Source organism: Methylobacterium oryzae (assembly GCF_036441375.1).
In the GTDB taxonomy this organism is placed as follows: Bacteria; Pseudomonadota; Alphaproteobacteria; order Rhizobiales; family Beijerinckiaceae; genus Methylobacterium; species Methylobacterium oryzae_A.
On record NZ_MLCA01000006.1, the window covers coordinates 294,337 to 319,200 of the forward strand.

The 24,864-nt window shown below is 70.2% G+C and carries 46 protein-coding genes and 1 pseudogene; 8 read left to right on the top strand and 39 right to left on the bottom strand.

The window, feature by feature from the left end; translation table 11 throughout:
- Positions 1 to 17: 17 nt before the first annotated feature.
- From MOTC310_RS11790 to MOTC310_RS11970, 37 genes and pseudogenes are all read right to left on the bottom strand, one after another.
- Positions 18 to 1,031, bottom strand: coding sequence for a hypothetical protein (locus MOTC310_RS11790; RefSeq protein WP_331301879.1), 1,014 nt, complete (start codon positions 1,029 to 1,031; stop codon positions 18 to 20).
- Positions 1,032 to 1,063: 32 nt separating this feature from the next.
- A complete protein-coding gene (locus tag MOTC310_RS11795; protein ID WP_043387897.1) occupies positions 1,064 to 1,315 on the bottom strand; it encodes a hypothetical protein in 252 nt (83 codons plus the stop codon).
- Complete coding sequence (locus tag MOTC310_RS11800; protein WP_331301880.1) at positions 1,312 to 1,692, bottom strand: hypothetical protein; 381 nt, start codon at positions 1,690 to 1,692, stop codon at positions 1,312 to 1,314. Before MOTC310_RS11800 ends, MOTC310_RS11795 begins: the two co-directional genes overlap by 4 nt.
- Positions 1,689 to 3,812, bottom strand: a complete 2,124-nt coding sequence (locus MOTC310_RS11805) for a portal protein (RefSeq protein WP_331301881.1) — start codon at positions 3,810 to 3,812, stop codon at positions 1,689 to 1,691. Before MOTC310_RS11805 ends, MOTC310_RS11800 begins: the two co-directional genes overlap by 4 nt.
- A gap of 108 nt (positions 3,813 to 3,920) precedes the next feature.
- Complete coding sequence (locus MOTC310_RS11810; protein ID WP_331301882.1) at positions 3,921 to 4,445, bottom strand: hypothetical protein; 525 nt, start codon at positions 4,443 to 4,445, stop codon at positions 3,921 to 3,923.
- Between the two features lie 7 nt (positions 4,446 to 4,452).
- Positions 4,453 to 4,890: a hypothetical protein gene (locus tag MOTC310_RS11815; protein ID WP_331301883.1), complete on the bottom strand. Its 438-nt coding sequence runs from the start codon at positions 4,888 to 4,890 to the stop codon at positions 4,453 to 4,455.
- 21 nt (positions 4,891 to 4,911) lie between these two features.
- Entirely contained in the window at positions 4,912 to 6,477 is a 1,566-nt protein-coding gene (locus MOTC310_RS11820; RefSeq protein WP_331301884.1) for a terminase large subunit, read from the bottom strand.
- Entirely contained in the window at positions 6,470 to 6,901 is a 432-nt protein-coding gene (locus MOTC310_RS11825; protein ID WP_331301885.1) for a DUF2280 domain-containing protein, read from the bottom strand. The genes MOTC310_RS11820 and MOTC310_RS11825 overlap by 8 nt, the downstream gene beginning before the upstream one ends.
- Positions 6,902 to 6,925: 24 nt before the next feature.
- Positions 6,926 to 7,558 carry a putative metallopeptidase gene (locus MOTC310_RS11830; protein WP_331301886.1) on the bottom strand — a complete coding sequence of 211 codons (633 nt, stop codon included), beginning with the start codon at positions 7,556 to 7,558 and terminating at the stop codon, positions 6,926 to 6,928.
- A complete protein-coding gene (locus tag MOTC310_RS11835) occupies positions 7,558 to 7,863 on the bottom strand; it encodes a hypothetical protein (RefSeq protein ID WP_331301887.1) in 306 nt (101 codons plus the stop codon). The genes MOTC310_RS11830 and MOTC310_RS11835 overlap by 1 nt, the downstream gene beginning before the upstream one ends.
- Positions 7,863 to 8,060 carry a hypothetical protein gene (locus MOTC310_RS11840; protein ID WP_331301888.1) on the bottom strand — a complete coding sequence of 66 codons (198 nt, stop codon included), beginning with the start codon at positions 8,058 to 8,060 and terminating at the stop codon, positions 7,863 to 7,865. Before MOTC310_RS11840 ends, MOTC310_RS11835 begins: the two co-directional genes overlap by 1 nt.
- Positions 8,060 to 8,233, bottom strand: a complete 174-nt coding sequence (locus MOTC310_RS11845) for a hypothetical protein (protein WP_331301889.1) — start codon at positions 8,231 to 8,233, stop codon at positions 8,060 to 8,062. Before MOTC310_RS11845 ends, MOTC310_RS11840 begins: the two co-directional genes overlap by 1 nt.
- Positions 8,233 to 8,709: a sterol desaturase family protein gene (locus MOTC310_RS11850; RefSeq protein WP_331301890.1), complete on the bottom strand. Its 477-nt coding sequence runs from the start codon at positions 8,707 to 8,709 to the stop codon at positions 8,233 to 8,235. The genes MOTC310_RS11845 and MOTC310_RS11850 overlap by 1 nt, the downstream gene beginning before the upstream one ends.
- On the bottom strand, positions 8,709 to 8,897 hold the full coding sequence (locus MOTC310_RS11855) for a hypothetical protein (protein ID WP_331301891.1): 189 nt from the start codon (positions 8,895 to 8,897) through the stop codon (positions 8,709 to 8,711). Before MOTC310_RS11855 ends, MOTC310_RS11850 begins: the two co-directional genes overlap by 1 nt.
- Positions 8,897 to 9,118: a hypothetical protein gene (locus MOTC310_RS11860; protein ID WP_331301892.1), complete on the bottom strand. Its 222-nt coding sequence runs from the start codon at positions 9,116 to 9,118 to the stop codon at positions 8,897 to 8,899. Before MOTC310_RS11860 ends, MOTC310_RS11855 begins: the two co-directional genes overlap by 1 nt.
- Positions 9,115 to 10,065 carry a site-specific integrase gene (locus MOTC310_RS11865; protein ID WP_331302224.1) on the bottom strand — a complete coding sequence of 317 codons (951 nt, stop codon included), beginning with the start codon at positions 10,063 to 10,065 and terminating at the stop codon, positions 9,115 to 9,117. The genes MOTC310_RS11860 and MOTC310_RS11865 overlap by 4 nt, the downstream gene beginning before the upstream one ends.
- Positions 10,066 to 10,173: 108 nt before the next feature.
- Positions 10,174 to 10,395, bottom strand: coding sequence for a hypothetical protein (locus MOTC310_RS11870; protein WP_331301893.1), 222 nt, complete (start codon positions 10,393 to 10,395; stop codon positions 10,174 to 10,176).
- Between the two features lie 210 nt (positions 10,396 to 10,605).
- Positions 10,606 to 11,559 carry a hypothetical protein gene (locus tag MOTC310_RS11875; RefSeq protein WP_331301894.1) on the bottom strand — a complete coding sequence of 318 codons (954 nt, stop codon included), beginning with the start codon at positions 11,557 to 11,559 and terminating at the stop codon, positions 10,606 to 10,608.
- Positions 11,560 to 11,654: 95 nt separating this feature from the next.
- Positions 11,655 to 12,044 (bottom strand): hypothetical protein, encoded by a 390-nt coding sequence (locus MOTC310_RS11880; protein ID WP_331301895.1) that lies wholly within the window; start codon positions 12,042 to 12,044, stop codon positions 11,655 to 11,657.
- Between the two features lie 64 nt (positions 12,045 to 12,108).
- Entirely contained in the window at positions 12,109 to 12,429 is a 321-nt protein-coding gene (locus MOTC310_RS11885) for a hypothetical protein (RefSeq protein WP_331301896.1), read from the bottom strand.
- A gap of 30 nt (positions 12,430 to 12,459) precedes the next feature.
- Positions 12,460 to 12,765, bottom strand: coding sequence for a hypothetical protein (locus MOTC310_RS11890; protein ID WP_331301897.1), 306 nt, complete (start codon positions 12,763 to 12,765; stop codon positions 12,460 to 12,462).
- A complete protein-coding gene (locus tag MOTC310_RS11895; RefSeq protein WP_331301898.1) occupies positions 12,762 to 13,322 on the bottom strand; it encodes a hypothetical protein in 561 nt (186 codons plus the stop codon). The genes MOTC310_RS11890 and MOTC310_RS11895 overlap by 4 nt, the downstream gene beginning before the upstream one ends.
- 106 nt (positions 13,323 to 13,428) lie before the next feature.
- Positions 13,429 to 14,256, bottom strand: coding sequence for a helix-turn-helix domain-containing protein (locus MOTC310_RS11900; protein ID WP_331301899.1), 828 nt, complete (start codon positions 14,254 to 14,256; stop codon positions 13,429 to 13,431).
- Entirely contained in the window at positions 14,253 to 14,684 is a 432-nt protein-coding gene (locus MOTC310_RS11905) for an HNH endonuclease (protein WP_331301900.1), read from the bottom strand. Before MOTC310_RS11905 ends, MOTC310_RS11900 begins: the two co-directional genes overlap by 4 nt.
- A gap of 5 nt (positions 14,685 to 14,689) precedes the next feature.
- Positions 14,690 to 15,946, bottom strand: a complete 1,257-nt coding sequence (locus MOTC310_RS11910; RefSeq protein WP_331301901.1) for a DNA-methyltransferase — start codon at positions 15,944 to 15,946, stop codon at positions 14,690 to 14,692.
- A complete protein-coding gene (locus tag MOTC310_RS11915; RefSeq protein ID WP_331301902.1) occupies positions 15,943 to 16,185 on the bottom strand; it encodes a hypothetical protein in 243 nt (80 codons plus the stop codon). Before MOTC310_RS11915 ends, MOTC310_RS11910 begins: the two co-directional genes overlap by 4 nt.
- Complete coding sequence (locus MOTC310_RS11920; RefSeq protein WP_331301903.1) at positions 16,182 to 16,379, bottom strand: hypothetical protein; 198 nt, start codon at positions 16,377 to 16,379, stop codon at positions 16,182 to 16,184. Before MOTC310_RS11920 ends, MOTC310_RS11915 begins: the two co-directional genes overlap by 4 nt.
- Positions 16,376 to 16,834, bottom strand: coding sequence for a RusA family crossover junction endodeoxyribonuclease (locus MOTC310_RS11925; protein ID WP_331301904.1), 459 nt, complete (start codon positions 16,832 to 16,834; stop codon positions 16,376 to 16,378). Before MOTC310_RS11925 ends, MOTC310_RS11920 begins: the two co-directional genes overlap by 4 nt.
- Positions 16,835 to 17,061: 227 nt before the next feature.
- A pseudogene (locus tag MOTC310_RS11930) lies at positions 17,062 to 17,331 on the bottom strand (DUF2312 domain-containing protein); the annotation flags it as partial.
- 68 nt (positions 17,332 to 17,399) lie between these two features.
- Complete coding sequence (locus MOTC310_RS11935; protein ID WP_331301905.1) at positions 17,400 to 17,693, bottom strand: hypothetical protein; 294 nt, start codon at positions 17,691 to 17,693, stop codon at positions 17,400 to 17,402.
- Positions 17,694 to 17,695: 2 nt separating this feature from the next.
- Positions 17,696 to 18,286, bottom strand: coding sequence for a Gp49 family protein (locus MOTC310_RS11940; RefSeq protein WP_331301906.1), 591 nt, complete (start codon positions 18,284 to 18,286; stop codon positions 17,696 to 17,698).
- Between the two features lie 48 nt (positions 18,287 to 18,334).
- The gene (locus MOTC310_RS11945; protein WP_331301907.1) at positions 18,335 to 18,703 is read right to left on the bottom strand and encodes a DUF2829 domain-containing protein; all 369 of its coding nucleotides are present in this window, start codon (positions 18,701 to 18,703) and stop codon (positions 18,335 to 18,337) included.
- A 3-nt stretch (positions 18,704 to 18,706) separates the two neighbouring features.
- On the bottom strand, positions 18,707 to 19,195 hold the full coding sequence (locus MOTC310_RS11950; protein WP_331301908.1) for a hypothetical protein: 489 nt from the start codon (positions 19,193 to 19,195) through the stop codon (positions 18,707 to 18,709).
- 363 nt (positions 19,196 to 19,558) lie between these two features.
- Entirely contained in the window at positions 19,559 to 19,972 is a 414-nt protein-coding gene (locus tag MOTC310_RS11955) for a hypothetical protein (protein ID WP_331301909.1), read from the bottom strand.
- An 89-nt stretch (positions 19,973 to 20,061) separates the two neighbouring features.
- The gene (locus MOTC310_RS11960; protein ID WP_331301910.1) at positions 20,062 to 20,214 is read right to left on the bottom strand and encodes a hypothetical protein; all 153 of its coding nucleotides are present in this window, start codon (positions 20,212 to 20,214) and stop codon (positions 20,062 to 20,064) included.
- Positions 20,214 to 20,444, bottom strand: a complete 231-nt coding sequence (locus MOTC310_RS11965) for a hypothetical protein (protein ID WP_331301911.1) — start codon at positions 20,442 to 20,444, stop codon at positions 20,214 to 20,216. The genes MOTC310_RS11960 and MOTC310_RS11965 overlap by 1 nt, the downstream gene beginning before the upstream one ends.
- Positions 20,444 to 20,686: a helix-turn-helix domain-containing protein gene (locus tag MOTC310_RS11970; RefSeq protein ID WP_043387429.1), complete on the bottom strand. Its 243-nt coding sequence runs from the start codon at positions 20,684 to 20,686 to the stop codon at positions 20,444 to 20,446. Before MOTC310_RS11970 ends, MOTC310_RS11965 begins: the two co-directional genes overlap by 1 nt.
- A 94-nt stretch (positions 20,687 to 20,780) precedes the next feature.
- Here MOTC310_RS11970 and MOTC310_RS11975 point away from each other — a divergent pair, with 94 nt between their 5' ends.
- The gene (locus MOTC310_RS11975) at positions 20,781 to 21,500 is read left to right on the top strand and encodes a helix-turn-helix domain-containing protein (RefSeq protein WP_024828191.1); all 720 of its coding nucleotides are present in this window, start codon (positions 20,781 to 20,783) and stop codon (positions 21,498 to 21,500) included.
- A 2-nt stretch (positions 21,501 to 21,502) separates the two neighbouring features.
- Here the strand turns inward: MOTC310_RS11975 and MOTC310_RS11980 are convergent, their stop codons facing one another.
- The gene (locus MOTC310_RS11980) at positions 21,503 to 21,769 is read right to left on the bottom strand and encodes a hypothetical protein (protein WP_331301912.1); all 267 of its coding nucleotides are present in this window, start codon (positions 21,767 to 21,769) and stop codon (positions 21,503 to 21,505) included.
- Between the two features lie 34 nt (positions 21,770 to 21,803).
- Positions 21,804 to 22,283 (bottom strand): hypothetical protein, encoded by a 480-nt coding sequence (locus MOTC310_RS11985; RefSeq protein ID WP_331301913.1) that lies wholly within the window; start codon positions 22,281 to 22,283, stop codon positions 21,804 to 21,806.
- 20 nt (positions 22,284 to 22,303) lie between these two features.
- Here MOTC310_RS11985 and MOTC310_RS11990 point away from each other — a divergent pair, with 20 nt between their 5' ends.
- From MOTC310_RS11990 to MOTC310_RS12020, 7 genes are all read left to right on the top strand, one after another.
- Positions 22,304 to 22,528, top strand: coding sequence for a hypothetical protein (locus MOTC310_RS11990; protein ID WP_331301914.1), 225 nt, complete (start codon positions 22,304 to 22,306; stop codon positions 22,526 to 22,528).
- Between the two features lie 94 nt (positions 22,529 to 22,622).
- Positions 22,623 to 23,111 (top strand): hypothetical protein, encoded by a 489-nt coding sequence (locus MOTC310_RS11995; RefSeq protein WP_331301915.1) that lies wholly within the window; start codon positions 22,623 to 22,625, stop codon positions 23,109 to 23,111.
- A 2-nt stretch (positions 23,112 to 23,113) separates the two neighbouring features.
- Positions 23,114 to 23,398 carry a hypothetical protein gene (locus tag MOTC310_RS12000; protein WP_331301916.1) on the top strand — a complete coding sequence of 95 codons (285 nt, stop codon included), beginning with the start codon at positions 23,114 to 23,116 and terminating at the stop codon, positions 23,396 to 23,398.
- On the top strand, positions 23,395 to 23,658 hold the full coding sequence (locus MOTC310_RS12005) for a hypothetical protein (protein WP_331301917.1): 264 nt from the start codon (positions 23,395 to 23,397) through the stop codon (positions 23,656 to 23,658). The genes MOTC310_RS12000 and MOTC310_RS12005 overlap by 4 nt, the downstream gene beginning before the upstream one ends.
- Positions 23,655 to 24,071 carry a hypothetical protein gene (locus MOTC310_RS12010; protein ID WP_331301918.1) on the top strand — a complete coding sequence of 139 codons (417 nt, stop codon included), beginning with the start codon at positions 23,655 to 23,657 and terminating at the stop codon, positions 24,069 to 24,071. The genes MOTC310_RS12005 and MOTC310_RS12010 overlap by 4 nt, the downstream gene beginning before the upstream one ends.
- Positions 24,072 to 24,178: 107 nt before the next feature.
- Positions 24,179 to 24,496, top strand: coding sequence for a helix-turn-helix domain-containing protein (locus MOTC310_RS12015; protein WP_331301919.1), 318 nt, complete (start codon positions 24,179 to 24,181; stop codon positions 24,494 to 24,496).
- Complete coding sequence (locus MOTC310_RS12020; protein ID WP_331301920.1) at positions 24,493 to 24,858, top strand: hypothetical protein; 366 nt, start codon at positions 24,493 to 24,495, stop codon at positions 24,856 to 24,858. Before MOTC310_RS12015 ends, MOTC310_RS12020 begins: the two co-directional genes overlap by 4 nt.
- Positions 24,859 to 24,864: the final 6 nt, after the last annotated feature.

Consider the following 24,864-nt stretch of genomic DNA (forward strand, 5'->3'; position numbering starts at 1 on the left):
CGAACGGACGGCTCGGGTCAGGAGAAGAGGCTGTCGTCGAGGAGGTCGGCGGCGGCCTCGATGGACCCGTCGCGCTCGAGCCGAGCCCGGGCCGATGCGACCGCATCCGCGCTCCGGGTGCCCGGGGCCTGCCGTGCGGCGGCCCGGATCGGAGGAGCGGCCTGCGCGCGCTGGACGGCGGCGGGCTTCTTCGCCTGCAGCTCTCGCCACTTCGCAGCATCGGTCAGCACCAGAAGGGCCCGGTGATCCTGGATGCCCTGCACGTCCTGCGGGCTGAGCCCGTAGTGCGCGCCTGCGGCCTCGGCCCTCGCGAAGAAGGCCTTGTGCCCCTCGGGCGTCCGGAGTTCCGGAACCTTGGACTGGAGTGTCCGATACTCGGTGGCGAGCGCCTCGTTGCGCGCCGTCTGGGCCTGCTCGTCCGCCTCTTCCCGCTCCTTGGTGGAGCCGGCATCGGCGGTCTTGCGTGCGTCGGCGAGCTTCTGGAGCTCGGCCATCGCGGCCTTGTAGGCGCGATCCTGCTGCATGTAGCCGACCACGTCCGTGTCGATCAGCGCGGGGTCCGGCTCCGGGGGGAGGTGGGCCTTCACGATGTCGGTGGCGAGGTCGAGGATCGAAGCGAGCTGCTGGCGGTCGTTCGTGACGGTGGTGCGCTCGGCCTGGAGGGCTTGGCGCTCGGCCGCCACCTCCTGGGTCTTGCGCGTGTAATCGGCCTGGCGGAGGTAGCCGTTCTGCACTTCCTGGAGGGGTATCGCCTTGCCGTCGATGACGACGGTCTGCGGTCCCTCGGCGGTCGGCTCGGGCTGTTCGGGTTCGGCCGGCGGCTCCTCCTCGGTCGGCTCGGGGGGCAGATCGCCCTCCGGCTCTTCCTCGGTGGGAGCCTCTTCGTTGGCGCCGGGCTCGGTGCCGCCCTCGGGGTGCTCCTCGGGGGAGTCCTCGGCCAGCTCGAACGCGTCGTCGGGAACAAGGTCCGCGGCTGCGGACATGTCGAGTTCACCAGTCTCGGCCGGGGCCGAGGTGTTGGCATCGCTCATCGGTCAACTTTCAGGAGTGGGTGGCCCCGCCCTCAGGCGAAGGAGGGCCCGGGGCGGTCGCTCAGCGCGGCGTTGGTCACGATGGACTCGACGTGCCGGCGGACGGCTCTGACGGCCTGGATGAGGGCCGTGTGTTCGATCAGCGCGGCCGGGTCGGCCACGTTGGCGCGGGCGAGGGCATCGACGGCACCGGCCTCGATCTCACCCAGCGCCTCGACGAAGGTCTCGTCGGCGAGGAGGGCCTGCGCACGCAGCGCGCGGGACGCGGGATCGCGGTCGCTCACCACTTCACCTCACGCCGCTCGATCTGCCCCTTCTCCGTCACGGCGAACCGGTACCGGGTCGGGTGCATCTCTTCGATCAGAAGGCCCTCGGCGCAGAGATCGCGAAAACCTGCCGGATCCACCGCCTCCAGGAAGGGCGACGTGGTCGAGCGCAGGAGAAAGCGCGCCATGAAGGTCGACCACTCCTCGGGGCGGAAAGCCGACATATCCTCGCCGGCCTCGTAAGCCGTGCGCGCGCGCGAGACCTGTCGCTCGACGTACTCCGCCAGCAGCCCCGATTTCGGACAGCAGCGCCGAACATGCTCCTCGACGCTGGCCGGCACCGCGACCTGCCCGAAATCGAGCATCAGCAGCGAGACGGTGGGGAGATCGCTCATCCCTGCCTCGGAATGTCGGTCTGCGCCGGCGAGTGCATGCCGGCCAGGATCTCGGTGCCCTTCAGCTGCGCTTCGAGGTTCATCTCCTCGCGGCGCAGGGCGAAGTCGCGGTTCACGCGATCGCGCTCCAGATCACCTTCCGCGACCATGCGCTCGCGCTCGATCTGGATGTGCGCTTCGGCCCGGGTGCGGTCGCCCTCGACCTGCGCGGCGATCTTCTGCTGGTCGCCCTGCACCTGGGCCTGGATCTTGGCGACCTCGGCCTGCGCGCGGGGATCCTGCTGCTGCGGACGGCTCGCCATCCACTTCGCGAAGTCCTCGTCCGACACGTCGGCGAAGTAGGTCTCGGGCGCCTTCAGCCCGGACGCCTCGACCATCTTGTGCAGGGTCTTCACGTACATCGAGGGCGTCACGACCGGGTTGTCCGGGCCGAGCGTCTGGATGATCTTCTCCTGCCGGGCCGCGACGCCGGCCAGCATGGTCAGGTCCCGCTCGCGCGAGCCGGTGCCCATGCCGATGTTCACCTCGACGTCCATCGACGCGTTCCAGGCGCGCGGGTCGAACTCCACCCACTGGTCGCGGAGGCGGATCGTCCGCGGCCGGTCCTGATTGCGCACGATGATGCGCAGGATCTTCGAGAACAGCTTCTTCACGCCGAGCTTGGCCATGTTCCGGGCGATCAGCTCGACGCGGGCGTAGCTGGCATCGTGCTCCAGCTGCTCGGCCGTGGCCGTCTGCGGCTCCAGGGCGGTCGCGTCGAGCGAGGCGGTCGCGCCGGAGACGCCGGTGCGGCGCTGGGCGATGCCGTCCACCGCCTGGATCGCGACGAGGATCTTGTCGGCGATCTGCGGGGTGACGACGTCCCGGACCGCGCCGGCCTTCTTCACCCGGATCACGCCGCCGAAGGTCGGGTTCAGCACCTCGTCCGGGTTGATGATGTCGTCCTGAACCGCCTCGCGCTGCGGCCGGTTCTGCGCGTACGTGTTGTCGAGGACGCCGCGCCAGAGCGAGGTCTTCACCCGCATCAGGTCCATCACGTCGTCGGCGATGGAGCGGCCCATCCAGCGATGCGGGACCACCTGCGGGGTCAGGTCCGCGAACGGACGATCGTCGCTCCACTCCTCGTTCTTGAGAAGCTTGCGACCGCCGGCCCCGCCGGCCGTGACGACCTTCCGGGACTCCGCGATGCCGTCGCCATCGCAGTCGGCGAAGACGTAGGCCTCGACGATGTCGATCTCGGTGTTCGCGCCCGAGCCCTCGGCGCCGACACCGGCATCCTGCTCGCGGTCGACCGTCTCGGACGGCGCGCCGTCGGAGGCCGGCAGCGACCACACCAGATCGCGCTTGTAGCCCTGCTTAAGCAGGTCGGACCGGGTCAGCTTCGTGCGGTGCCAGACACACCGGGCCGTATCGACCGACTTGCCCCGGCGCGAGATGCCGAAGTCCTCGGGCGGCACGTTCTCGATCACGAGCCGGCCGGACGAGGTGCGGCGGCGGATCTTCACATCGTGCAGCGGCAGCGGCACGGACTGGCCCGTGGCCGGATCCTGGACCATCTGCGGCCGCTCGGCGTAGCCGACCACCTCCACGTCGGGATCGTCGAACAGGATCACGAGCTGCTCGTCGGAGAGACCGGTGAACTCCTCGGCCTCCGTCTCCGGCGTCGGGTCCCAGTAGGCCTTCACGATGCCGTTGCGGACCTGGAGCGCATCCATGATCCAGGTGAGCAGGATCAGGTAGCCGTCGCAGTCGTTCGCCCAGACGTGGTTCACGTAGTCCGTGGCCTGGTCGGCGCTCTTCTCGTCGCCGGGCCGGGCCGGGCTGTAGACAGCGACCCGGTCCGAGCCGTCGAACACCCGCATCAGGCCGGGCAGCATGGTCCCGATGATGTCGGACACGTCGCGGGACACGACCTGGGACCGGCCCGTTTCGGCCGGGAGGTCGCGCACGACTCCATCGAAGTATTCGAGCGCGGTCTCGCGGTCGCCCTTGGTCGAGCTGGTGCGACTGCGACGCTCGCCGTTCAGCGTGAGATCGTTCTCGAAGGAGATGCCGCCGGCAATCTCCTCGTCGATCAGGCGCAGCAGATCGTCGTCGCTGACCGCATCGGTGCGCGCCATCGAGGATCCTGCAGATTGTAGAGGGTGACAACGAGACGGGGCAGCGCCCGCACGTCTCGCGGCGATAGCTCTCTGACGGGGTTCGCCCGTCGGGTCAAGCGAAAGCGTTTACGACGACGGCAGCACCACGACGCCGACCTGCATGCCCGCCGCCGAGGTGGCGTTGAGGTTCAGCCCGAGCGTCGCTGCGGCCGTCAGCGCGGAGAGTGTCAGGTTTCCGCCCTGCTCAATCACGCACTTGATCGAAGTGGCGGTCGCCGACGAGGCCGTGATCCAGCACTTCGGGATGCCGGTGCCGGCGTAGACCGGGCCGAGCACGACCTGCACCGGAGCCGAGAGCGCGCCCTGCGCGGTCCAATCGAAGGTCGCCGTGCCGCTCGCGTCGAGCGTGACCGTCTTCGAGCGTGTGATCCGCGGCTGCACCGCATCACCGCGGCGGAAGGTCAGGGCCGATCCCGGTGCGCCACCTGGCTGCTCCATCGGAGGGGCCGCCGTGGCAGGCTGCGGGATCTGAGCCTGCACGGCCGAGAGGGCCCCCTGCGTCGCATAGGCGGACAGGTTCGGCGGGGTGCTGGAGGGGCCCGCCGCCAGGGCAGGGCCACACGCCAGCAGGAGGGCAACAAGAACGCGCACGACCGCCTCAGTAGCTCATCACCGCCACGGAGCCGCCAGCGGCCGAGCACGCCACGAAGATCGCGGCTTTGGTCCGGCCAGCGTCGTCGAAGGTGAAGGCCTGCCCGGCGGCCAGCGGGTAGCCGGTGCCGTAGGCGCCCGCGCTCGGCATGATCTCGCACGCCACCGAGCCGATGTTCGACACGGTGCGTCGGTTGGCCGGATCAGCGGCCGAGACCTGCACGCCGGTGGTGCCGATGCCGCTGGTCCGAGCGACCGAGAACGAAGCCGAGCCGCCGGTCGTGATGCAGAGCTTGCCGATCGCGTCGACGACGAAGCCGGTACCGTCGCCGGAGGTCAGCACCGGGCCGGCGCAGCCGGAGAAGACGCGGGCCTGCTGCGCCTCGGCCGGGGCAGCGCAGGCGAGCGCGAGCGCCCCCGCGAGAGCGAGGAATCGGAGCTTCATGGCAAAGTCCTGTGCTGCGGATCAGGAGATCCAGGCGGTGCTCGGCGTGCCCCAGTTCTGGGGCTTGGCCTCGATCACCGGCTCGGCGAAGGTCAGGGCAACCGCGTCCCAGAGATCCGGCGAGGGGATGCCCATCGAGCGCATCTTCTCCTTCGACCAGAGCTGGATGTACCCGCGGCTGTTGTGGCTGTAGCCGGTCGAGCAGGCATCGGCCTGCAGCTCGTCATCATCCGGAAGGTCGACGCCGGCCGGGTCCATCAGCCAGTCGAGCGAGTTCAGCCAGATCTCGGCGCGGCGGTTCAGCGGGCCGGGCAGCTCCTCGTCCGTGGTCGGCGAGACCCGGGCAGGCTGGAGCGGGGCGCCGCCGAAGTTCACCGGCACGACGATGTTACGACCCTCGGGGCCGTACCCGCGCTCCACCAGGATGTCGTAGACGCCCGCGCCGTAGCCGCCGGTCACGTCAATGAAGCACTTGATCGGGCCGTCCCGGTCGATGTGGCCAGCGACGTAGTTCGCGCTCTCCGGGATCGACAGGCCGGGCTTGCCGCCGGCCCAGAGCACCTTGCGGCCGCGGCGCTTGGCCAGCGCGTGCCGGTCGCCGCCCTGGTGCGCCGGATCGTACCCGAACACGAGCGGGCCCGATGGCAGCACCGTGCGCTTGCGGGCGGCCACGACCAGCTTCGAGCTGATGAGGCCGTTCGTGTTCGCCATCTGGAAAGCCTCGGCCGCGTTGGCGGGGTATTCCTGCCGGAACAGGGTCTCGCCCAGGTCCGCGATCTTCCGCCGGCGCCAGAACATCTGCTCCGCGTCGAGCCCATAGGCCTCCGCGTAATCAACCTCGGACTCGCCCTGCTCGTCCGGATCGGGCGACAGCGTGAAGTCGGGGGGCGGCACCTTCCGGTATTCGTCCTGCCAGAACCACGGCACGAAGATCGCCTGGAACTCGCTCTCCCCGCGCTCGGCCTTGCGCCACTGCTGGTGGAAGTAGTTTCCGACCCCGTTGGCCGTGCTCTCCAAGATCACCTCGGTGCCCGGCTCGTCGGCGATGGCCTGGAGGATGCCCGAGGCGTGGCTCTGCGCGTGCGGCCAGAAACCGACCTCGGAGCCGTGGAAGAGCTGGAGCGTGTTACCGCGGCCCACCGCCTTCGAGCCGGCCGTGCCGACCTTGTAGCCGCTGTCGAGGCGGTCGAAGAGCAGCTCCTTCGCGTTCGCCGCGCCGGCAGACGGGCGCACGAGCGAGGGGCAGTGCTCGTGATAGCGCGAGACCATCTCGAACAGCGCCGCCGTGGAATCGTCCTGGTGCGTCAGGATGAAGGTGCGGACGCCGCGCTTGTGGGTCGTGCGCCAGAAGAACCGGCCTCCGATGTACGTCGAGGCGCCCTGCTGGCGCCCCTTCAGGATCAGCGCCCGGACGCTCCCCGACGTGCGGAGCTGCTCCTGGAGGCGCTCGTGGATGTACCGCTGCGCTCGGTTCAGCGTGAACGGGACGATCTTGCCCGACTTCGTCCGGATGCGCAGGCAGCGCGGCGCGTAGTGCTCGAAATCGTCCTTCAGGCGCTGGCGGATCTCGCGCTCGCGATCACTCAAGGTCGCCGAGAGCGTCCTCGTGGCTGCGGACGGTGTGATTGGCATCGATCCGCTGGCGGTTGGTGAAGACGTCGCCGACCTCCTTCGCCGCCTGCACGACGAGCTGGGCGGCCAAGGCGATGTTGCCCTGCGTCTCGGCGCGATCGGCGAGGCGTTGGAGCGTCCGGAGGCGGGTCACGCGGTGCGAGATGCCGATCGACGCCGTGTCCTCGAGGAAGGCCTCGCGCGTGACGCGAAACAGCTCCCGGAAGTGCTCGCTCAAGCCCTGGCCGGCCCGGCGCTCCGGGTTGTAGGCCTCGACCTGCTGCGGCGTGACCACCTCGCCGAACTCAGCCTTGACCGCCTTCACCACCACCGAGGGCGGGTCGAAGCATGCAAGTCGCTGGACGATGAAGGTTTTCAGCTCGTCAGGCAGCGCGCTCACGGGTGCATTTCCGTCAAAGCGGGATCAAACTCGGCGCCCGCAGGTGCCGCACGCGCCGACGATGTCCGCCTCGCAGACGATCGGGGGCCGGTTGGCCGCCTCGACCAGCGCCGCGGTCTGGCCCGCCGCCGAACCGACGCCGTAGCGGGCGACGACGCCGACGAACTCCTCGACGTCGTGGCCGCGCATCGTGAAGATCGGCCGGCCCGACGCCTTCGAGAACCGCGGAGCGCCGAACGCGTCCTTCGCCTGGGCGCAGTGGTAGAGCTCGTGCTCGACGAGGGAGCAGAACGTGGCGTCGTCGGCCTGGTCTGCGAAGCCGGCGTCGAGCGTGATCATGAAGTCCGGGACGAGGCCGAACCACGCCTCGACCTGCTGGAAAAACCGGGCCCGGGCCCACTTCCCGCCCTGTACGGACGGGATCTCGGCCTGCCCAACGACACCGTTCCCGCCGCGCGCGTTCGGCACGGACGTCCACATGAAGCCGAGCGTGGCCTCGCGGAGGTGGGCGTGCTCCTCGTTCAGCAGCACCGCGTCCTCGCTGATGAAGGCGGCGCGGGCCCAGGTTTCCAGCTCGGGGGCGGGCTCGAAGGGTAGCGCCGTGAGGGCGCCTTCCTGGCCGAGCAGCCGCTCCGGCGGGCGAGGGCGGGCCAGCATCAGCCCTTCCGCCGCTCGCAGAACGTCTTGTGCGTGCCGCCGGACGGCAGGCTCAGATGCGTGGCCAGCAGCGTGCCGACCATCGGGCACTCGGTGACCAGCGCCACCGGCTGGGTGAGCACGTCGAGCGCGGTCTCGCGGGTGCAGGCCGGGCCCTCGACGCCGGCCGGGCAAGCGAGGGCGCCGGCCAGGAATCCGGACGAGGCGGCCTGCGCGGGGCGGTTGAACACCCACACCCAGGCCCAGCCGGCCACGAGCACGAGGAGGATGCCGGCGAGGTGCCGGAAGCCGACGATCTCGCGCATCACAGCGCCCCCTCATCGGTGTCCGGCGAGTGCCCGGCCTTCCGCCGATCCATCACGCTGCGGAGGACGACGAGCGCCTCCGGCAGAGCGAACCAGGATCCGGACGCCAGGGCCCGCTTCAGAAGCCGCTCGGCTTCTTCCGAGGCCTGCCGGTAGCTCATCCCGGCGTAGCGAAGGTGCTGATCGTCGAGCGGCATCAGTGCTTGGCCCGGGACGGCATGTCGCCGAAGAGGAGCATCAGACGCTCGGCCGAGACGCGCACGTCGTCGGGCAGCGCGGGCCGGACGGTCACGAAGGCGGCTGGCCGGCGCGGGCGCAGGGCCGCCGCGGCGATGCCGGCGAGCAGGATCGCGGCGCAGAGGCGGGGCATCAGCGGCGCGCCTGGTAGGTGCGGAACACGCGGTCCCAGAAGGTCGTGACCACGCCGAAGTTCGCCTCGACACCATGGTGGTGCATCGCGTGGCGCATCTTCAGGCCGTAGAGCGGATGCCCTGGGCCGATCCGCCAGTGATGCACGGCGTGGTGGGCGGTGATGTAGGCGAGGTAGCCGAGCGCGACCCCGGCCAGGATGCCGGCCGACAGCACCAGGAACAGCGCGCCGAAGATCGCCAGCGAGTGCCACGACGTGACGCCGGTCCGGGCGCACGGCCGGGCATGATGCAGATCGTGCGCGTCCCGGAACACCGGCAGCCGGTGGAACAGGCAGCGGTGGATCACGTACTCGGCGAGCGTCCACGCCGCGAGGCCGAGGGCGATGCCGGCGAACGAGGCGCCGCCGACGGCGACCAGCAGGAGCGCCAGCACCGGGATGGCGACGAAGTCGGTGTAATAGGCGAGCCGGGACATCAGCGAATGATCCTCACCGGGATGCCGAGCAGCAGCTCCGCGTCGGCGCGAGACAGCTTCGCGACCGGGCCGGCCGGCGCACCGAGGTCGGGGCCGGACGTCAGCTCGCGCTCGCCGCGGTGGACGATCGGCGCGGGGGCGGCCGGCTGACCGCGGAGCAGGAAGCGGAGGACGAGGCGCTTCAGCATCACCGAGCCCTCAGCATCGCCATGGACCGGCGGACCTCGAACTCGCCGGCCCGGGCCTCGTCGAACGGTGTCTCGACCGGGAGCTGGACCGGCGCCGGGATCAGGCCCTGCCGGCGGAGGTGGTCGCCGTAGGCCTGGGCCGCCGGGTCGCGCTGGAGGCGCTGCGCATGGCGGAGCGCCCGGTCCGCGTCGGCCGGGGTGAAGTCGGGGCGAGCTGTCAAAGGAACCGCTTTCCAGCGTGATCGTCGAAGGCGCGGGCGCGCCGGTCGTATTTCTGGAGCGTCGTCACCGCGGTGTGCCGGGTGACGTGCATGACCTTCAGGACGTCGGCCCCGGCGGCGAGCGCCGAGGTGACGAAGCCGGCGCGCAGCGAGTGGCCGGAGAAGAGTGAGGCATCGAGGCCGGCCGCCGCGGCATGCCGCTTCACGATGTCGGCCACGGATCGATCGGTGAGGCGCTCGGCCGAGACCGTGCCGCCCTTGCCGACGGACCGGAACACCGGGCCCGCCGTGATGCCGGCCACCTTCAGCCAGGCGTCTAGCGCCTCGCACGGCTTGAGCTTTGCGCCGCGCGGGACGGCGATCTCCTGGCCCGCGCCCTCCTGGTCCGTCTTCGAGCGGCGGACGTGGACGATGATCCCGTCAGGCACGCGCTCTAGGTCGGCGACGTCGAGGGCGACGAGCTCGGACCGGCGAAGCGCGGCGGCGAAGCCCAGCAGGATCAGCGCGCGGTCCCGCAGACCTGCCGGGCTGTCCGGGATCTTCCGGAGCATCTTCCGCAGGGTCTCGGCCGTGACCGGCGCCTTCCTGGTCTGGCGCGTGCCGAGCGCCCGCCGGGCGCCGCGGATCGTGGCCTTCACCGCCTCCGAAGCGGCCGGGTTGTCGAAGCCGCCGGCCCGGTGCGCCGCGGCGATGGCCGCCACGTGCAGGTCGATGGTCGCCGGCTTCCGGCCGGTGTCCGCGAGATGGGCGACGTAGGCCGCGACGGTCAGCGGGTCGGCCGGCATGGGTTCGGCGCCAGCCTCGCGGCACCAGGTCACGAACACGCCGAGGGCCGACGAGTAGGCCGCCCGGGTCCGGTCCGACCGCGACGCCCCGGCGTAGGCCTTCGCCCGGTCGAGCGGGACGAGCGTATCCGCCGGCGCGGCGGGCACCGGCAGAAGGGACATCGTCACCCCGGAATGGTCTCGGAATATTTCGGGCGGATTTTTTCCGCCCTTACGCTCTGCGGATTACTTCCGACAAGTTCCCTTGTCGGAGCCAATCCGAGGCTCAGATCAGGCCGCCCGGCGCCGCCTAGCGACGGTGAACGGCTTGCCCTTTTCGCTCACGCCGGACTGGCCGAACGTGCGTTTCTCGACGGTGCCGAGCTGCGGCCAAAGCTGACGCACGAGCGCGGCGATGCGCTTGCAGTGCGAGTCCTTGGCTTCGAGATACTCGGCCTGATCGCGGAAGCGCCGCCGGCAGAAGGCCGCGGCCTCCTGCTCGATCGCGGTCACTGTCGCATGCGCGCTCACGCGGGTGCGCCCGGCTGGATCATGGTGAAACGACCATATCGCGGAACCGCTGCCGCGTCTGCCGGAGCAACGCCTAAGCTGTTGAGCGGGTTCGGTGAAGTGGGGGGCGGACATGCAAAACGCCCGGCGGTCGTTCGACCCCGGGCGCGCGTCTCGCTTCATATAGATCCCTGCCGTTTCGCCCGTCGGGTGTCAAGCCGGGGCGGTTTCGGAGGCCTCCGCTTCCGCGGCCCTGGCCTTCAGCGCGGCGACCCGATCCGGCACCGTCGCGGCGTCGGCGGAGTAGATGTCATCCGGGGCGTAGCGCCGGGCGCCCTCCGCGGTGTGGAAGTGATCCGTCACCGATTCCAGCAGCCATCGGAAGCGATCCCCGACCCGGCCGACGCCGCGGTCGCCGCCCCCGACCGTGCACGAGGCGTAGGTCTTGAGGGTATGGCCTTCGACCAAAATGGCCTTGAGGAAGCGAACCCCGATCCAGCCGATGACGCCGGCCAGCTTCTCGTCGAGCTGGGTCACGGCGCGGACCCGGAATACCTGCCGGAGCATACCCATCTCGCGAGGGGCGAGGTCCTCACCGGACTGGCCGCCGGGCAGGATCCCGTACTGCGCCAGCCGGTCCAGGCGACCATCGACCTCGGACCGATCGCCGACCCAGGCGGCCTGAAGAAGCCGACCGACCGCGAACTCCTGATCGCTGATCCGGCTGGCCGAGTGCTCCATCGTCAGGACGTCGAGCTGCTTGTTGACCTGCACCTCGACGAAGCCGCCGAGCCGCCCCGGGTCCGTGACGATGCGCCGGCCGGGCTTGATCGCGGCGTCCCGCTCGACGTGCGGGTTGAGGCGCAGCCGCTTGCGCTGCTGGCTGGCCCGGTGCCGATCCTGCGGCGTCTCCAGCTTTCGGCGCTCGCGGGCATCGGCCTCGCGCTGCTGGATGCGCCCGATCACGACCTTGCAGAGGTCCTTCGTCCGCTCGTTCTCGGCGGCTTCCTTCGCGGCCAGCCGCGCCTTCAGCTCAGCGTTGTCGGCACGCTTCTCGGCGAGATCCGCCTGCTGTGCCCGAAGCACGGCGAGGCGGTCGACGGCGCCCGGCGGGTGGAACGCCGGCGAGCCGGCGAGGGAGATGGCCTTGGTCCTGGACGCTGCCACGGTGGTGCCCCTTGAGGCGGTCGACCTTCCGTCGATCCGTGACACCTGATCTGCGTCCCGTTTTTGGACACACGCAAGCGTGATCTATGCCTGCGTCACTCCGGCGTGCCCGTGACCTTTGCGTTCCAGGCATCGGCGAGGCGGTGGCAGGCCCGCTTCCGCCGCCGGTCGAAGGTGCGCCGCTGGACGCCGACCTCGGCGCAGTAATCGGTCACGGTGCCGCCCGGGACCTCCCGCAGCAGCCGGAGCCGACGGTGCCGCCGGATCCGCCGCCGCGCCTTCGCCCGGGCCCAGGTGAGCAGCGCGATCCGCTCTGGGCTGGCCGCGCCAAGGATCTCGGCGGAGAACACGATCCAGTCGAAGGTCGCCCGCATCTCCTGCGGGTCGTTCGGCTGGAGCCGGTTCGGCCGGACGCTGAAGATGCCCGAGCTGGTGAAGGCCATGAACGCCGCCACCAGCCACCGCTCCACGTCCGCGCACGTCATGGCCGGCGGGTCCGGGCCTTCGATCCGTAGCGGGTTCGCCATCAGCACCGGACGCGGGATCTCCTCACCGACGCCGGCCCATGCTCACGCCCATGCCGGCGTTGATGTCGCCAGAGACGTCGCCGCAGGTGATGCTCATCCCGGACCGGACGTTGCCGCCCACCGAGCCGCACTCGACGTCCATGCCGGCGGTCACATCGCCGGCGACGTCCCCGCAGTGAACGTCCATGTCGCTCTGCACGCTTACGGGCGTGCCTTCGGTGATGCGCACCTCGACGACACCGCTCACCGCGTCCCCATGCGGCTTCCCGTCGATGATGACTTGAGAGCCGCGGATCGTGACGTTGCTGCCGTTGTAGACCTTGCCGTTGATGATGATCGGCATCGCTCACACCTCGTGAATCAAGGAAATCGGTCAGGCCGCAGAGCGGCCGAACAGGTCGGACGCCGGCGGATCGGCCCGAGCGGGCGCAGCCGGCATCGGCGGCAGCGCCACGCGCGCCTCGACGTTCGCACGGCAGTCCGGATCGGCGCACGACCACATGCCGTCGCTGCGATTCCGGAAGACGCCGAAGCCGAACGATGCGCCGAACACGCCGCATGACGCGCAGGTCCGGTCGACACCTCCCTTCGCCGCTCGCTCCGCAGCCTCCTCAGCCGCGCGCCGCTCCGCCTCGCGGCGATGAAGCTCCGCCTTCCAGATGTCGGGGCGCTTGCTCATGCCAGCACCCGCTTGCGGTCGAGGCTTGCCATGAGGTGCGAGACGTCCAGGGTGCGGAGCGGCGCCACGATCTCGGCGTCAGAGGGACGGGGAATCGGCGGTGAGGTGCCGCGCTCCGTCCTGCCGGCGATGAGCAGACTGCTCGGCGCAGCCGCGATGTCGTCGAGCACCTTCTGGCGCTCGGCATCCGAGATCGGCTGGTACGGCACCGCGTCGAGGACCTCCACCAGCCCGGCGATCTCGGCGTGGATCTCGTCGAGCGACCGCCTCGTCTCCGCGGCGAGCTGCGGCGGTGTCGGGCAGCGCTCCCCAGTCCAGGGGAGCAGGGTCTTGCCCCCGAGGAAGCGAGCGGCCGCCTCACGAACGGCCCACGTCGGCAGCTCGGCGAGCGCCCGGACGTAGAGGTTCGCCGTGGCCCGAGCACCGTCGGCAGCTACGCCGAAGGTCGGGAACGCGGCCAGCAGAGCCAGGACGACGTCGCGCTTCGCCACCTGTCCAGGCTTCGGATCCTCGCCGTCGGAGAGGCCAGCCCGGAGCGCGACGAGGCGGTCCGTCATCACGCCGCGGTCCGCAGCCGTCGGGGCCTGGTCCGACCGGATCGCAGGCGGCACGCCATAGCCGCCGCTGCGGTCCAGGCGGTTGCGGTAGATCGCGACCACCACGTCACCGGCCCGAGTTGCGGCCGCCGGCCGCGAGGCGATGGACGTTTCCGTGTTCGGCGTGGTGGTGGCTGGAACCTGGGTCATGGGAACCCCCGTGGTCGTCGATGAGAGCGTCGAGGAAGCCGTTGCCGGTGCCGCGGCGGGCGGGGGAGGCCCGTGACTGAGGCCGCGCCGTCGGCGTGTCGTTGAGGAGGCGGGTCACGTAGGGGACCGGATCGCCCGTCTCGGCGGCGCGAGCCTCGTCGATCGCCCAGTGGATTCGGCCTGCGTCGCCGCCGGTGTCTCTCAGCAGCTTTCCGATCAGACGGCGGGCGCCCGGATCGGTCATCCCGAGGCCGCGCAGCGTCAGGACGCCATCGAACCAGAGCCTATCGCGGACCGACAACGGCTCGGCGGGCTCGCCCGTCCGGCCCGATGCGGTAGCATCGGAACGGTTCTGTTGGTGGTTCTGTGGTGGTTCAAACGTAGTGAGCCCGGCACGTCGTGCCGGTTGGTCGGTATGAGGTGCCGGTTGCTTGGAACGAGGTGCCGGTTGCTCGCCATCAAGCGGCATCTCGTGCCGGTTGATGGAAAGCATGAGGATATCGGTCCCGCGCGTGCCATCGGCTCGCCGGCGCTCCTCCCTCTTCAGGAGCCCCTTCTCTTCCAGAGCCAGGATCGCGTTCCGCACGGCTCGAACCGAGAACTCAGTGTCCTCGGCGAGCCTGTCCTGCGACGGCCACGCCCTACCGGCCTGATCTGCATAATCCGCGATGGCGACGAGCACCGCCTTCAGCGTCGGGCTGCCGGTCTTGACGGTCTTCGCCCATGCGTGCGCCTTGACACTCACGGGCGCGCCTCCGGGCTGCGCCAATCAATCTCGTCGGTGTTCCCCTTGCCGAGGTTGCAGTCGGCGCAGAGAACCTGAAGGTTCGAGAGGGTCAGGGCCAGATCTGGCCGACGGGATCGCGGCCGCACATGGTCGACGTGGAGAGGGCGGCCAGGGCTAGGGCCCGCGCCGCAGCATTCGCAGACGCCGCGGCTACGGCGCAGCGCCTGGTAGCGAACAACCCTCCACGCCTCACAGTCGTAGAAGCGTTCTGTCCGCGGTCGCTGGACAGCCACCGCAGCGATGGCCCGCGGAGGCGGTGAATCCGCCATGCGGGAAGCATGAGGCGCAAGACGGGCGCCTCGCTTCCCAGAGCAGGCAACACTCGGAGGGGACCCGCACTTCGGGCAAGTGACGAGAAGCGCACGTCGGCGACGATCTGACCCCATGGCGGCTACTCCGCCGCCATCAGAAGCGGCGCCGGCACGCCGACGATCTCGGCTGCGGTCCCGATCCGGCGCGCGGACATGGCCGCGTATTCGGGGTTGAGCTCGATCAGCGTGGCGTCGAGGCCGAGGCTGGCCGCGACGAGGCCGACGGTGCCGGCGCCGCCGAACGGGTCGAGGACGCGCCCGGCCACCGGCTCAGCGAAGCGGCACAGGCCCTCGCACCGCGGATGCGGAAGAGCCGCGCCGCAGAGGCCGCAGGCCTGCGCCGGCACGCCAGCCTTGATGCAGCGCTCGGCCAGGGCTGGCGGGAACGTAGCGAAGTGCGCCTCGCGGTATGCCTTCGGCGAGATCGTCCAGACGTTCCGGGCGTTGCGCGTGTCGACGAGGTTCTTGGTGCCCTCCGCGAAGGAGGCTTTCGCCTTCACCCGCGCGTCGGTCTCAGGAGCCAGCTTCCTCAATCGAGGAGTGCGATCGACGTTCTGCCGCGAGTTGGGGCCGGGCGCCTTGATGCGACCTCGCCCGCGATCGGGCTGATCTGGGTCCAAGCGATCCAGGCGACCCCAGCCGACCCCAGTATCGACACCAAGCACTCGGGCCCGCGCATGCGCGCCGCCGGTCACCGGCTCGCGGATGGCCTCGTGGTTGTAGAAGTAGTCCTCGCTCTTCGTGAGGAGCCAGACCTTCTCGTGCGCGGTGGTCGGCCGGTCATAGACCGACTCTGGCATCGGGTTCGGCTTGTGCCAGATGATCTCCGAGCGGACCCACCAGCCATCGTCCTGTAGGGCGATCGCCAGCCGGTTGGGGATCATGCAGAGGTCCTTCGGCTTCAAGAAGCCGCCCGCCACCACACGCCCGGAAGGCGGAAGCGCAGACCGCGTCCGGAAGACGTCTCCACGCTGTCCGCGACCCGCCGAATGGCCCCGCTCCAGGATCGGCCCGACCGTGGAGAAGGGCTTGTCCCGGAATGTGCGATCGTCACCGACGACGTCGGCAGCAGCGCGCCCGTTCGGCGTCGCGGCGTAGCAGTCGCCGTAGTTCAGCCAGAGGGTGCCGCGCGGCTTGAGCACGCGCCGGACCTCGCGGAACACGTCGACCATGACGGCGAGGTGCTCGCCCAGCGTCCGCTCGAGCCCGATCTGGCCAGCGACGCCATAGTCGCGGAGGCCCCAGTACGGCGGGCTGGTCACGACGCTGTCGAAGAAGGCGTCCGGCATGGCGCGGAGCTGCTCGCGCACGTCGCCGACGTGGATGCGGACCGTCATGCGAGCCCCCGAGCGGTGAGGGCTAGGCCGGCGTGAGTCGCGGCGCACTCGAACACCTGAGCGGCGACAGCCTCGCAGAGGACGTTCGCGACTTCGCCGTCGCCCTCGGCGGCAATCGCGATGGCGAGGCCGGCGCCGGCGGTCAGCGCCGCGCAGAGGTCCTGGAGGCGGGCGAGATCGCCCTGTGCCTCGAACACTTTGTTCGCGATGAGCGAGTCGAGGTCGAGAAGCGTGCTCATGCTGCCCTCCGGCGGCGGACCGGCATCATGTCTTCCGGGACCAGGCGCACGCCCGGCGCGAGGCGGGGCGCCATCTCGGTGCCGTCCAGGTGGAACGACCGGGCGCAGAGCTCGAAGGACTCGGCGGCGTCGAGCGCCTGCCCGTAGGGACCGCGGTAGAGGACGCGGCGCTCACTCATCAGGAGCCACGTCATGCCACTGCCTCCAGCGGAGGGCGCACGGGGGCGATCGGCTCCAGGGCGGCGCCGTCGGACAGGCCGCGCACCGTGACAGCGACTTCGTCGTGCTCGGCGTGCCACTCCAGGAGCGCGCGGACCGCGTTCCGGTCGTTGTCGACGACGCCATGCCGCTGCAGCAGGTCGGAGACCGCCTTGACCGAGTTGTCGAGATCCATGCGGGACGAGCGCGGCACGGCCAGCAGCAGGACGTACGGGCCCGGCACGCGTCCCGGGCGCTGGGCCTGGAGGCGCCAGCCGGCGCCGTCGATCCAGGCCCGGTAGACGTCGGAGCGATGGGGCCCCTTGCCCCCGCCATGCCGGTAGAGGGCGTTCACCGAGGGCGGGACCGGCAGGAGCACGGTCACGGAATCGACCACGCGGCGGCCGGGCGGCGCGAACACGGGGCCATGAGAGGAAGGCGGGCGGCGCATGGTGATCACCGGCTCGCCGCGATGGCGTCTTCGAGGTCGATCTGGCGAGCGGCAGAGCCGCCGCGGCGGTTGCGCTGAGCGTGTGCCTCGACGCCGAGCGACGCCGATGCGCGGGCGAGGCCGGCGCCGGTGGTCTCGACCGGCTCGATGCCGGGCCCGGAGATCGTGATGCGGGCCTCCGCGAACTCGCGGCTCACCGCGGCCCGGCCGAGCGGCGTGTCCGCCAGCATGCCGAGGGCCTGCATGTAGAGCTCGAGGATCGCCTCCTGTTCCTGGCGTTCGGAGTGATCCTGCTTGCGGATGCGGAGGATGGTCCGCATGGCCTTCGTGTCGAAGCCACGGCCCTTAGCTTCGGCGAACACCTCTTTGATGTCGCCAGCGACTCCGGCCTTCTCCTCCTCTAGCCGCTCAATCCGCTCGATGAACTGTCGAAGTTCATCCGCGGCGACACCTTCAGCGGCCGAGACTTGATTGGATGAAGAACCTGTGGCTTTCATAGCTCAACCCGTCGCAGGGGATTTCATCGTCCGCCCGGTCTGTTCGCGCAGGCCGGGCGGTTCTCGTTTCAGGGGTGCGGGCGGTTGCCCGGCAGGCGCGGGTCGTGACCGGCGTGACGAGGCACGCGCGGCTCCTCGACGATGAGCGAGCGGTCGCCGAGCGGCGCGTGGAACTGCTGCTGCGCGGTCGCCGGCGTCTTCTCGGCCAGCATCTCCGCCATCCGCTCGGCCCACGCGAGGAGCGTGATCAGCCCGTTCCGGACCAGCACGTTCGCCGCGGTCGACGGCACGTGCTTCTCGACGCCCTCGCGCAGGGTCGCGAAGTGCGCCGGCAGGGTGGTGACGAAAGCGCCGTCGGACATGGTCAGGCCGTCGCCGCCAGCTGCTCGCGGAGCAGGTAGCCCTCGAAGGCCCAGATCTGCCGGAACGCGTCGTCGTAAGCGTACCGCTCGCCGAGCGCCTGGCTGTAGTTCTCGGGCGAGGCGCAGGCCGACTTCCCGACGATCGTGAAGCCGTTCGCCAGGGTCAGGATGCAGATCGTGAGCGTCTTCGAGCGGAAGTACTCCGCGCTCGCGACTTTCGCCTCCAGGCTCTCCAGAGTGACGCGCGGCGCTGGGGCCGCCGACAGGCTGGCATCGGCCTCGGCGCGGGTGATCGCCGGCTTGCCGGTGGCGTCGGCCTCGCGGGACGCCGGCACATAGGACGCCGCGAAGATGTCCGGCTTGCAGGGGTACAGCTCGCCCTTCACGCCGCGGATGATCCAGTCGCCGACCTCCGCGCGCATCGTCCCCTCAAGGGTCGCGATGTAGATGCTGGTGCCGTCATGGGTCACGACGACCTTGTCGGCCGATCCATTCGCCCAGTCGCAGAGCAGGCTCATGTGCGAGCCGTCGTCGTTGTTCGTCTCGAACTGCCGGGCTTCGATCGTGACCGGCTTCTTCGTGTACTGGGGCATGACGGCTCCTCAGGGTGAGCCGAGCGGCCGCGCCGCCCGGTGAAAGGGTCAGGCGGAGACGACCATCCAGTCGTCGGCGAGCATGTCCGACTGGGAAGCCAGCCAGCCCATGAGGATCTCGCCGGTGGCGGTCTTCATGGTGATGGCGGGAAGGACGACGGCGGTGCCGCCATTGCGGCGCGCGAACTCGGCGTTGTTGGCCGACCAGAACCGCTCCGCGACGACCTCGAGCCCGCGCGACGGCCCGCTGAGCGAGAGCCACATGCCCTTGCCGTTCCAGCCGGCCCGGCAGACGCGCGCACCGGCCTTCAGCGCGCGGATCGCGTCGCCGAAATCGAGCTCCGACGTAGCCGGGCCGACCACCGTCTGATCTCCCGAAGCCGCGCCGTCGTCTTCGCCCTTGCGGACCCCGCCCATCGTTCACTCCTCCTCGTTCGCGGCCCGCCACAGCGGCAAGTCCGTCAGATCAACCGCACCCGGCAGGCCCGGCACACGCGGGCGAGCATCCGGACGGACCAGTGCCGGTGCGGTCGGCCGTCCTGGACGGCACGGAGCTGCGCCCGCAGCCGGCGCTCCCCCAGGCGTGCGCGCAGCAGCCGGACGGTCGGCGCGAAGAGCCGCATGGAGATCCTCCCGGAGCAGAGCGTTGGTGGCTTCTGCGGCGTCGGCCGCGGCCTCGATGTTCGAGCAGAGCCGCTCGTAAGCGGTCCGGATGTTGTGCAGGACGTGCCCGTCGAGGCCGGTGTCCTGGCGCCCCATGAACTTGCGGACCCAGGAGCCCGAGGCGCCGATCCGGCGCCCAACCGCGTCGTAGGCGGCCATCTTCGAGCCCATGCTCGACTGGGCGAGGCGGACGAGCGCCGACAGCTTCGGCAAGGTCTCGTCCCGAGCTTGGGATGCGGTCAGCATTGCTCGGTTCCGGTCAGTCTTTGTCCCCACTGCACCACTCCTTGGCGACATCTTGCGGAAGTCGAAGAGGAGCGCAGCGAATGCGGGAGGTTGGACGGAGACGCACACACACGAGCGCGAACGGTGGGGCTGGGGAGCTGAAGCCGCGCGCGCAGGAGGAGGGACGACCCGGCCGAGGGTCCGAGTTTGCGATGGTCTCGGCCGGGTCGCTCGCTGGCGGGAGGCGTGAGCCTGCGACCGCTGCGGTGGGGGGAAGCTGTGCACAGCCGCGCGACAGCCAGTAAAGACGTCGGCACGGCCGGCGCGTTACAGTTCTCGCGGACGAGAACGGCAGACCCGGCGATGTGCTTGAGCACCGACATTTCAGGCGCGCCTCCGAAGACGCGCCAGACCGCGGCCCATGCGCTCGCGAAGCGAGGCGGTGTTGTCCTGCCCGACAACGACAACGTCCGCGGGGCTGGACGTCCGGGCGGCGACCGGCTCGACCGGCACGAAGCTGAGCCCGCGGTCCATGGCCTGGGCCATGCGCACCAGGTCAGCGAACCGCTCCCGGTGCTGCAGGAGCGCCAGCAGCTTGGCGTCCTGGGCTTCGGCCTGGAGGTGCTGCGCGGCGCGCTCCAGGTCGAGGGCCTGCTGCGCCATCTCGGCCGGCGCGCCGGTGTCCGGATGCTCGCCGCGCTCGACCTCGATGGAGAGACGCGACGCCAGGATCGCGAACGCGCCCGCAGCGCGGCGGCAGGCGCAGCCAAGGGCCAGTAGGGTCTTTGCGTCGGTCACGGTGGGCTCCAGACAGGAGACCGCCGCCGAGGCAGAGGCCTCGACGCTGGCGACGGCAGGGGCACGCGGCGAAAGGCGAGGGGCGGCCATCACAGCACCGCCAGGGCGCGACAGCCGATCAGCAGGGCCGGCAGCACGGTGATCGCCGCGATGATCGGCCGGAAGCCGAGCAAGCCACCGGCGGCCACGCCGGCAGAGACCACGACCATCAGCTTGAGGAGGAAGGCCAGTGCCGCGAGCATCAGCGCGGCCCCGACTGCGGGGCGCCGCTCAGCGCACGAGAAGCCACCTCCAAGAAGAGGTCGGCGCGACCGAAGTCCGTAGCGGCGACGTAGGCGCTGAGAACGTCGGCGTAGACCTTGGGGCACGGACCGTTGTGCCGCTCGAGCGCCGCTTCGATCACACGGCATGCCTCGTCGTGCGTGTTGACCGCTCGATCGGTGCCGAGGATGTCCGTGAGATCGGCGCCCATCACGCGGCCGCCCCCTCGACGGAGGATGCCGCGTCTGACGGATCAGCAGGCGCCGGGTCGTTGGCGAAATCGAGCGCACGAACCGCACCTTCGGTCACGCGCTCGATCAGGATCAGCTTGTCGAGGCTCGGCTTGCGCCGGCCGTTCACATATCGCGTCACCGCAGCCTGGGTCGCGCCGATCATGGCGGCGAACTCGGTGTGGGTGAGCTCGTGCTGGCGAAGGTAGTCGGTGAGCCTCATACCAACCAACATACCGTTACGGTATATCGGCGACAAGCCCCCTCATACCATTTTGTCCTTAGACGACGTGGACGGCGCGAAATATCACTTTGGTATGAGCGCGTTGAAGCAATTCCGGGAGAGAGCCCGACTGACCCAGCAGGAGCTTGCGGATGCGGCCAGCACCTCGCAGCCGCAGATCCGCCGGCTCGAGGCCGGAGAGCGGAAGCTCACGAAAGAATGGGCCGAGCGACTCGCCCCTGCTCTCGGCATCAGCGCGGAGACGCTGCTCTTCCCGCCTGCCAACCTGAATGAGCCGGAAGGCGAGGACGGGCCTGGCTGGACGATCGACGGGGAAGCCGGCCTGGACGTGCCGGGCGAAGTCGCGGCCGGCCGATTCCTCACCGTCGATACCGCAGTCGACGAGACGATCTATGAGCGCGCGCCGGTGGTGCCGGACTCGCGCTACCCGCGGAAGGCGCAGTACGGCCTCGTCGTGCGTGGCACCTCGATCAATCAGATTGCGATCGACGGCGACATCCTGCACTGCGTCGATATCGGGATCAGCGGGCACCAGCCGCAGAACGGCGAACTCGTGATCGTCGAGCAGATCCAGTTCGGTGGCCATCTGCGTGAACGCACCGCCAAGGTCTACCGCGTGGCCGAAGGTGGCTCCGTCGAGCTGCACCCAGACAGCGACGATCCGCGGTGGCAGGAGCCGATCCACGTTCCTCGGCGCGAGCTGGAGTGGAAGCCGCGCGAGGATCTCCAAGTCGCGGTCCGAGCCTTCGTCATCGGCACATATCGGCCGATGCAGAAGCTCCTCCGGCGCTGAGGTCAGAACGGAAGGTTGTCCGCCAACCCAGGCGGCAGCCGGCCGAAGGTGGCGAGCGTGGTCGGCTCCGATCCATCGTCATATTCTGGATCCACGATCGTACGCGTGAAGGCGGCCGCCCCGATTGCCCGGCCGCTCTGGACCTTGTGCTCGGCGGTGCGGCAGGCGTCCTCAGGATCCCTGCAGCTCACGAGATTTCCCGCCACCAGCTTGCCCTTCACCAGCACAAAGAGCTGCACGTTGTGAGCGACGATGGGTTTGAGGGCCATGTGGTGCTCTCCCCTAATGAAGTGGATCGGTCGGTCAAAACGGAAGGATATCTTTCGCTTCCGGTGGGACATCGCCAAAAGCAGCAATGGTGATCGGGCTGTCCTGAACTCCAAACTCTCCTGATGAGCGTCGTGAAAACGCCGCTGCTCCTGTCGACTCACCCCTTGCAACGCAACGCTCTGCCAATCGTCGAGCCTCGTCTGCTGTCCTGCACTCGGTGAGACGCCCCCGAGACCACTGCCCCGGACCGGCATCCTGAAAGCGTTGGACGGCGAACTGAACGCTTTGGCCCATGGCCACTCCTCTGCTCGACCACAACCAGAGGGTGACACGACAAAGGAACAAAAGGCGAACAGAAAATACCGCGACGGTTTGAGCCTGTGGACGGATGTGGATATCCGCCACGTTTGCGCTGCTGATCGGCGGTGCTTCCGGATCCGCCGCACGCAAAATATGCCGAACTGGTATTGACTGAACATACCAGAACGGTATCTTCGCTTCATCGCCGCTCACCGAGCCGATGGAGCCGCACGGTGTCCAACACCTCCACCCAAATCGCCGCCGTCATCGCCCGCATCGCGGCCGGTGAAGCGCCCGCCGCCATCGCTGCCCACGTCCTGGCGCAGCCGGCCCGCGTGATGATCGCGCTCTCTCACGAGATCGAGGACCGCGCCTTCGACGGCACGCCCTTCGCCGCCGTCTTCGACATCCTCTGCAACGGCGAGGCGTCCGACGCCCTCCTGCAGGACGCCGCGTGATGGGCGCCGTCGTCATCCTCGGCCTTGTCGTTCCGGCGCTGATCGTCGGGACCGTCGCCCTCGGCGGCATGTCCCTCGGCTGGGGGCGCTGACCATGGCCGCCACCCAGCGCAAGCCGGGCGCAACGCCCGCCCCCATGAGCGTCGTCGAAGCGCACGCTGCTCTCGTCGTCCTGAGGAAGGAGATTGGGCCGAAGGCTCGCGTCTCCATCCACCTCACCGCGGCCGACGACGAGGACAAGCCGCTCTATGCCGCGATCTATGCGACCGGCATCGGGTACGGCGAACCGAATTTCTCCTGCCGCGGATCCGATCTCGGGCAGATCGTCGCCGACCTTCGAGGCGGCTGGGAAGGCTTCCAGGTCGAGCACGCTCGGCGGATGGCCGCCGACATGGCCCTGGAGATCATCCGCATCACGGATGAGCGGGGCTGCTGCACCGACGCGGCGCTGCGCGGGTCGAAGTTCTCTGCCGGTGACGTGCTGCGCTTCGGCCCGGCCGCCTGCGCCAAGGCGAACGAGATGGCTGGGCGAGGCCCGTTCGAGATCGTCAGCATCGGCGGCGCGAACGAGGAGGCCGCCTGACCATGGCGACCCACTCCGCCAAGGCGCGCGCCGCCAGCCTCGCCCGCTTCGCCGCCCGCTGCGACGCCGGCCGGGCCAAGTTGCCCGATCCCCGCTTCCGCCCGAGCCAGAGCCCGGCCCTCAACGCGGCGATCGCCGATGTCGAGGACCACGCCCGCCGCTGGGTCGCCGCCCGCGTCGAGACCAACCGCGAGCTGGGCCGCACCGAGCCGCCGGCCTGCGACACCCGCCTCGACCTGTCCCTCGCGCCGGCCGCTGTTCGGTCGCCGACCGGAGCCCTGCTGTGAACGCCTTCCGCGAAGCGCACCGGCACGCTCTGCCGGCTGAGAGCCTCGACGCTCTGGAGCCCGTCACCTTCCCGAGCGGCGTAGCCCTGGCCGACGCCGTCGCCAGCTTCCTCCGCGCCTTCGACCACGGCCACCTCGGCTCGTTCGGCCGGTGCGGCGGCGAGGACAGCGCCTGGATCGCCGACATGCGCGAGCAGCTCGCCGCCTTCCGTGCGGACCGCGCCCTCGTCAGCAACCTGCAGGCTGGAGGCGTCCGTTGAGCGCGCCCCAGCCTCTGACCTTCAACCAAGAGGTCTTCATCGCGGCGGTCGACGAGCGAGCCGCGCTGCTCGGTCTGCCGACCTACAGCGAGATCGCCCACTCGCTGCCGCGGCACGTCGCAGCCCACGAGATGGCCGAGCGCAACAGCGCCGACCTCTACGCCGTCCTGCGCGCTCTCGAGAGCCAGGTCGGCGAGCTGCAGGTCCTTCTCGCCCGGACCGGCCTCGACCAGCCGCGCGCGGTCGTCGAGCTCATCCTGGAGGAGGCGCTGGAGAAGGCCACGGCCGCCAGCATGGCCGCTGGCATCGCCCTCTTTACCGCCGAGACACGCGTCGACCTCGACGGCCGCGACGATGTCACGGTGCTCGCCGACGCGCGCACCCGGCTCCGGGCCGCCGGGAGGCGCGGATGAGGCCGGCCCGCACCTCCGACGCGGCATTCCTCCGGATCGATCGGCGGCCGCCGTCCCGCCCGCGCTTCGCTGCCACTGGGCCGCGCCCGCGCGGGATCCCGAGCACCGTGGAGCTGTCCGAGCGCCAGACGGTCGCTGGCATCATCCGCGAGGCTCGCCTGCGGGCCGGCCTTCCGCAGGCCGAGATCGCGCACCTGCTCGGCGCATCGCAGACCGCGCTCAGCGGCTGGGAACGCGGCGACGAGCCCGTGCCCTTCGCCCGCCGCGCCCAGCTCGCCGGCCTCTACGGCTTCGATCTCAGCCTCATCGCCGGCCTCGACGCCGAGAGCGTCGCGCTGAACGACGACGAGCGCTCCCTCCTCACCGCCTTCCGCCACATGCCCGCGGCCGACCGCCGGGCACTCCTGGAGCTTGCCCGCCCGTGAGCATCGTCAGCTATCTCGACCTCGCCCTGGCGCTGCCGGCGGCCCTGGCCCTCGCCGCCCCGGAGCCGCGCGCGGCGGCCGCGCCCGAGGACATGCGCCTCACCCCCGCCGAGGCGGCCGAGCTGCTGCCGCGCGCCGGCACGGTCCACGTCCAGGTCGGACAGATCCGCGCCCGCTGGGAGCGCGGCGACCTCATCGCGGCGCTCAGGGCCGGCCGAGAGCGGCGCCTCACGCTCGCCTCCCGATCCGCCGGGTTCGGCCTCTCCTTCGTCCGCGACAGCGGGGAATCCGTCCTCGTCCAGACCGACGACGCGAAGGTCCGCGGCTGGCTGGAGCGCCAGGCCAAGCGGGCAGGGGAGTGAGCCTGC